Annotated in this window: 5 protein-coding genes; 4 read left to right on the forward strand and 1 reads right to left on the reverse strand. The window is 52.6% G+C overall.

Translation table 11 applies throughout. The annotated features are described in order from the left end of the window. The first annotated feature begins 6 nt into the window (after window positions 1–6). The 4 genes from IMCC3135_RS06045 to erpA all read left to right on the forward strand — a co-directional run bounded on the left by IMCC3135_RS06045 (window position 7) and on the right by erpA (window position 4,609). Complete coding sequence (locus tag IMCC3135_RS06045; protein ID WP_088916789.1) at window positions 7–2,235, forward strand: beta-propeller domain-containing protein; 2,229 nt, start codon at window positions 7–9, stop codon at window positions 2,233–2,235. A gap of 140 nt (window positions 2,236–2,375) precedes the next feature. Then, window positions 2,376–3,401, forward strand: coding sequence for an N-acetyl-gamma-glutamyl-phosphate reductase (argC, locus tag IMCC3135_RS06050; RefSeq protein ID WP_088916790.1), 1,026 nt, complete (start codon window positions 2,376–2,378; stop codon window positions 3,399–3,401). 23 nt (window positions 3,402–3,424) lie between these two features. Beyond that, entirely contained in the window at window positions 3,425–4,171 is a 747-nt protein-coding gene (locus IMCC3135_RS06055) for a hypothetical protein (protein WP_088916791.1), read from the forward strand. A gap of 72 nt (window positions 4,172–4,243) precedes the next feature. Then, window positions 4,244–4,609, forward strand: a complete 366-nt coding sequence (erpA, locus tag IMCC3135_RS06060; protein ID WP_088916792.1) for an iron-sulfur cluster insertion protein ErpA — start codon at window positions 4,244–4,246, stop codon at window positions 4,607–4,609. A 104-nt stretch (window positions 4,610–4,713) separates the two neighbouring features. On the opposite strand, the gene IMCC3135_RS06065 is transcribed toward erpA, so the two are convergent. Continuing rightward, window positions 4,714–6,261, reverse strand: coding sequence for a peptidoglycan DD-metalloendopeptidase family protein (locus IMCC3135_RS06065; protein WP_088916793.1), 1,548 nt, complete (start codon window positions 6,259–6,261; stop codon window positions 4,714–4,716). Between the last annotated feature and the right edge of the window lie 87 nt (window positions 6,262–6,348).

Consider the following 6,348-nt stretch of genomic DNA (forward strand, 5'->3'; position numbering starts at 1 on the left):
ATTGCCATGAACGTTCGAATCTCCCTGGTCGCAAGTCTGATCAGTGCGGTCCTGCTGGCTGCCTGCAGCTCTGATGAGGACCTCGGTCCCGGCCCCGATAACGCCAATACCAGTCGCAAGCTCAAAACACTGGAAAACAGTGATACGTTTCTGGATGCCCTGCGTGCGGGGCTTATAGCGCAGGTATCGGATGCGAACAGCTATCCGGAGCCCGTAGTCGATTCTGATAGCAGCCCAGTATCAGCGGAAGGGGCGTCTGATTCCGATGCCTCTGACGGAGGCGGTTCTACCGCGAGTCCGGATGATTCAGGCAACGAAGTGACGTCTACCAATGTGCAGGAGCTGGGTGTTGATGAGCAGGATTGGGTCAAGCTCAGTGGCAATGGCGAGCGACTTTATGTTCTGGAAAGTGCTTATTCTGGCTATGGCTTCCCGAGCATAGAGTTTGATGAAATACCACCACCTGACAGCATTGGTATGACAAGCGATGAGGATCCTGGCGATAGTCCCATTGAAGCCCCCGAGGGCTACCAGACGACGTTGCGTATTCTTCAGCTCGATGCGGATGCTCCAGATGCTGTCAGTCTCCGAGACTTTCCTGTGCCGCTCGAAGGTGGATATGCGGAAGGCTTCTATTTGTACGAGACTGAGGATAAAGCGCAGGCGGTACTAACCTCAAACAGTAATAATTACTGGGCTTACTGGTCGGAGTCATACTCATTCGGTGATCAGAGCAGCGTGATTACTCGAGTCGATGTCACTGACCCTGATAATGCATCTATCACCGGCAGTCTGACGGTTGACGGTCAGATTGTGAGCAGTCGTCGAATCGGTAAATATCTGTTTTTCGCCTCACGCTTCTATCCGACGATTCCGGGTGTGCAGCCCTATGATCAGACGCCTGAAGCCTGGCAAGCGGCAGTCAACAATGCCGATGTAACCGACCTTTTGCCTCAATACCAGTTGGACGGATCAGACGTCCAGACTGCATTGATTGATCCTGCCGAATGTTTTGTGTCCGAAGCCGCCAGTAACAATGATTATTACTCTCCTGACATCATCACTCTGGCAGTGCTGGATCTGGACACGCTGCAGTTCAGTGATAGTGAATGTTACCTGGGTGCCAGCGAAACACTGTACGCATCTCCGAATGCTGTTTTTCTTGCCACGACTCAATACGACTATTCAGTGGGTCCCATCGCCGAAGACGGAAGTGTGGTTGATGTTGAGCAGGATGTGTTTCCGATTGATTTCATCTGGTCTGATCCGCGAGTGGATACAGATATTCATCAGTTCGATATTGATGGAGGGCAATTGGTCTACACCGGTTCTGGCACCGTGCCGGGACATCTGGGCTGGAATGAATTACGCAAGCCCTTCAGAATGAGTGAAAAGGATGGGTATCTGCGTGTGGCGACAATGAACGATCGCCAAGGGCTGGAGGAAAGCCCTATCCTGATGACAGTTTTGAAAGCGGACGGCAATGGCGAGCTGAAAACAGTATCGACTCTACCCAACTCGTCGCAACCAGCCTTCATTGGCAAGCCGGGCGAGCAGTTGTTTGCCTCACGTTTTCTCGGAGACCGGTCTTATCTGGTGACATTCAGGCAGACAGACCCCTTGTATGTTCTTGACCTGGCAGACCCGGAGAATCCGTTACTGGCGGGTGAGTTGCAGATCAACGGTTATAGCGACTATCTGCATCCAATTGACGAGAATTACCTACTAGGAATTGGTCGTGACGCGGACCCTGCATCGGGTGCTGAGTTGGGAATCAAGTTATCCCTGTTTGATGTGAGCAATCCGGCGTCTCCAAGCGAAATTCAGTCGGTGTTGGTAGGGCAGACCGGAACTCACTCAAGTGCCTTGTACGATCATCGTGCCATCACCGTACAGTCGGCGACCGAGCAACACCCTACCAGAGTCAGTTTTGGTATTAATGTCAATGGTCAGGCGCTGCCCAGTAGCTCTGCCACAGGAAATGATGTCTTCAGCTATTACGACTGGACTTACACAGGCCTGCACGGCTTCGATATCTCCACCGGTACTGATGCGGGTATTACCTTCAGAGGTGCGATGGTTGTGGAATCTGCAGCTAATGATGATGGTTATTTCTACCCGAGCTATGTCAATGATCGCTCAGTCATGGTCAATGATTCATTGTTCTATATTCACGGAACCCGGGTCTATGCCGCGCCATGGAACGATCTGGCTAATCCGACGCCTGCTAGATAAGGTGTTCTGAATAAAGTGAGGTAACTGGCCCGAATCACGCTTGAACAGATTCGGGTCAGTGGGACTGTGTAATAATCCACTATCACAGAGGCGTCTTTGACCCTCAGTTCGTTATTCATACGTGGAAAGTTGCCAGGCATATGCGAATCGGTATCATTGGTGGTTCAGGTTACACAGGGGTGGAGCTACTGCGGTTGCTGTCCGTCCGTGATGATATCGAGATTGTTTTCATCAGCTCGCGTGCGCAGGCCGGCACGCGAGTTGACGCATTGTTCCCCAGTCTGCGTGGTCATGTCGATTTACTGTTTTCAGATCCTGATGATGTTACGGACGCATCCTGTGATCTGGTGTTCTATGCAACACCCAACGGTACGGCGATGAATCAAGCCCCCGCCTTGCTGGACAAGGGAACACGAGTGGTTGATCTGTCGGCAGACTTCCGACTCAAGGATATTGCCGTGTGGGAACGCTGGTACGGCATGACGCATACCTGCCCGGAGTGGGTGGAGAAGGCCGTTTACGGATTGCCTGAAATGTATCGCGAAGAGATTGCCTCTGCGCAGCTGGTAGCCAATCCGGGGTGTTATCCGACAGCTGTACAGCTGGGTTTTCTGCCTTTGGTGGAAGCAGGGCTGGTTGATACCGGGTCACTGATTGCCGATGTCAAATCAGGCATTACCGGTGCGGGGCGTGGCGCTTCTGTTCCGAATCTGCTGGCGGAAGCAAGCGATAGCTTCAAGGCCTATGGCGTGTCAGGGCACAGACATCTGCCCGAAATCGAACAAGGCCTGGCGAACATGACCGCTGAGAATGTCAGCCTGACATTCACGCCGCATCTGCTGCCCATCATCCGCGGTATTCATGCCACGCTCTATGCTCGACTGAATCAGGATGTCGATTTGCAGAAATTGTTCGAAGCTCGTTTTGCGGATGAACCCTTCGTCGATGTCATGCCGGCGGGCGCACATCCGGAAACTCGCTCGGTAAGAGGCACGAACATGTGCCGCCTGGCGGTTCATCAACCTCAGGGGCGAGGTACGGCTGTGGTATTGGCGGTAGAAGACAATCTGGTGAAGGGCGCAGCCGGGCAAGCTATTCAGAATATGAACCTGATGTTGGGGCTGCCGGAGACCAAAGGTCTGTTGCAACCTGCATTGATGCCCTGAGTTCAGGTGCGCAGGCGCTTCGAATGTTCGCTTTAGTGCCCAGGCCCGTTTTGTGGGCAGGCGTGGCCATGGTGTGTGTGGTCGCAGCGTGGTACGCGGGTAACTTTCAGGGGCATGAGTATGCGGATGAACGAGTTGCTGAATTACAGGCTCGTGCCGATGCCGAGTCATTGCAACAACAGGCTTTGACGTCCAGGCTGCAACTGGAGCTGCAACAGCAGACTCTTGCAAGGGATATCGCCGATACGCGCGCAGCAGAGTTGCAGGCAGATCTTGATGGCAGTTTGAAATTGTCGGGTGACGATGCGGCAGAACTGGCTTTGTACCGACGGATTGCCGGAACAGCAGGGGCCAGAGGGGTCTGGGTCGACGAGGTGTCTATTGTTGAGGGGCAGTCGGATCTACTGGCAATTACTCTGGTTCAATCCAAAGGTCGTAATCGAGCCGTTGGCCGCATTGGCGTTAGTTTGACAGGTGGTGCGGGCGGGGCCGATCGAAAGTGGGTCGTGACTGATAGCCAATCTGGGGTTGTCATTGAAAAACGAGACCAGAAGCCTCATATCATTACAGCCGAATCCGCTTCGAAACAGTCCAGTGACGACGCGTTCACAATAGAGTCGTTTGACCTGCGTTTTTTTCAGACAGTATTGGTTAAGGTGGAGAACATCACTACCATTGACCCTGAATATATCGAAATCTTTGTTCAACCGGAGGGAAAGCGCCTGAAACCCAGTGTGCAGCGTTTCCGATGGGCTGAAATTCGATCCTAGTCGACCAACAATAGTTGACTAAAACGGTAGGTCAAGTACACTGCCAAGTAATGAGAATGAGAGGAATTACCAATGAGTGCTGAAGTCAGTATTGACGACTTCGAGATGCCTGATCCGCTGGTGTTCACAGAAGCGGCGGCACTTAAAGTCAAAGAATTGATCGTGGAGGAGGGTAATCCCGACCTCATGTTGCGAGTGTTTGTTTCGGGTGGTGGCTGCAGCGGATTTCAGTACGGCTTCACATTTGACGAAGTTGTCAATGAAGGTGATACCGAAGTGAAGAAGGAAGGCGTCAAGCTGCTGATCGATCCGATGAGTTTTCAGTACCTGACCGGTGCAGAAATCGATTACACCGAAGGCCTTGAAGGGTCACAGTTCGTCATCAGGAACCCTAACGCCACAACGACTTGTGGTTGCGGTTCTTCGTTCTCAGTCTAACGAGCGACTAGGGAACGTCTGTCAGAGGCAAGCTTCTTTGCCTTTGCTGACGGCAAAAAGCCCGGGTAGTAATGGAATAGAGTCCATTATCACCCGGGCTTTTTTTATTCTGACGTAGGGGTCAAGTCAGATGAGATCACATTGGTTACAGAGGCAACCTGCTGGTCGATATCGGACAGTACGCTGCGCATCTGAGCTGTCATTTCATCGGAAACAGCCTTGAGTTCGGGCAGGTACTTCGCATCGATAGGTTGAGCTGCCGGCAATTCAACCTTCAACGGGTCGATCTGCTTGCCATTAACGCGGAACTCATAGTGCAGGTGGGTGCCAGTTACTCGTCCGGTTTTGCCGACATAGCCAATGACATCACCTTGCTTGACTCTTTTGCCTGCAATGGACTTATCGGCGATTTTTGACATATGAGCGTATAGAGTGCTGAATTTCTGGCCGTGCTGCAGAATGACGGTGTTGCCATAAGCACCGTTCTTGCCCGCTAGAGAGATTTTGCCGTCTGCTGTTGCATAGATCGGAGAGCCGTAAGGTGAGCCGTAGTCCACGCCGCGGTGCGCTCGAATCTGATGCAATATTGGATGCAGACGGTTGGGGTTGAATTTTGAGGTAATTCTGACGACATCAACGGGGTGACGCATGAAAGTGCGGCGTTTGGACTGACCGTCAGCCGAGTAATAGCCAGTTACGCCATCATCTGTCGTGAAGCGGATTGCACGATGAGTCTTGCCGCCTCTAATGAACTCGGCTGCCAGAATGTCACCATCACCGATATAGCTGCCGTCGCGGTACAGCCGGTCATACACCAGGCTGAACTGATCGCCTTTGCGAATATCCTTCGCAAAGTCGAGCTCCCACTGGAAAATATCAGCCAGTTCCATGATGGTGGACTGCTTCAGGTTGGCTTTTGCAGCGGCAAGATAAAGTGATTGCTCGATCGTCCCAGAAGTGACGACCCGTTCCTTTTCCACCGGTAGGTCAATGGATGCAACCGCGAATCCATCGTCTGAGCGACGGATGGTAATGCGTTTGTCGTCGCCGACTCGAGTGCGTAAATCGTGAAATTCGCCATCAGCCGTTTGCGTTATTTCCAGCTCCTGACCAATAGCCAGGCTCGACAGGTTTTCTTTGACTAGCTCATCCGTCAGCAATTTAGGCATCTGGTCAATGGCCACGCCATGGACATTCAGAATGCCGGAAAGCGTATTGCCTGGTGCTACGGCCACGACTGTACGCAACGAGCCTTCAGGTGCATCGGCGTTATTACGCACAGCGGCTAGAGAAGGGTGATCAACCAGAGGTGATACGGTGACTGTGGTGGTTGAATCTGGCTCTTCCACCAAGGGATCCAGGTCTTCAATGGTCAAACCCGGCAGGTCCAAGCCCTGCGGGGTGCCCGATGTGAATGCAGAGTCACTTTGTAGAGGTGTGGTAGTTTCATCACTGGATGCCGCACTCAGAGTGTCAGGCTTTGTAGCATTTGCCGTATCTTTTGTGAAGTGGGCAGCGAGAGCGTCTACAGCGTCATCAAAGAAAAATGTGGTGACGGGCATGCTCGCAAGAACAACCTTGGGTGCAGGTCCGGTAGGTTGAGCGTCGGTATTGAGTGTTGTCCATGCAATGCCGCCGAGTACGAATGCCATGGCTGTTGAAAGCTTGGCAGTGTGGCTCAAACGAAAACGGGGAGGTGGGGCTTTGACAGAATTGATGCGCACAGCGCCGGTCCTGCT

Source organism: Granulosicoccus antarcticus IMCC3135 (genome assembly GCF_002215215.1).
GTDB lineage: Bacteria > Pseudomonadota > Gammaproteobacteria > Granulosicoccales > Granulosicoccaceae > Granulosicoccus > Granulosicoccus antarcticus.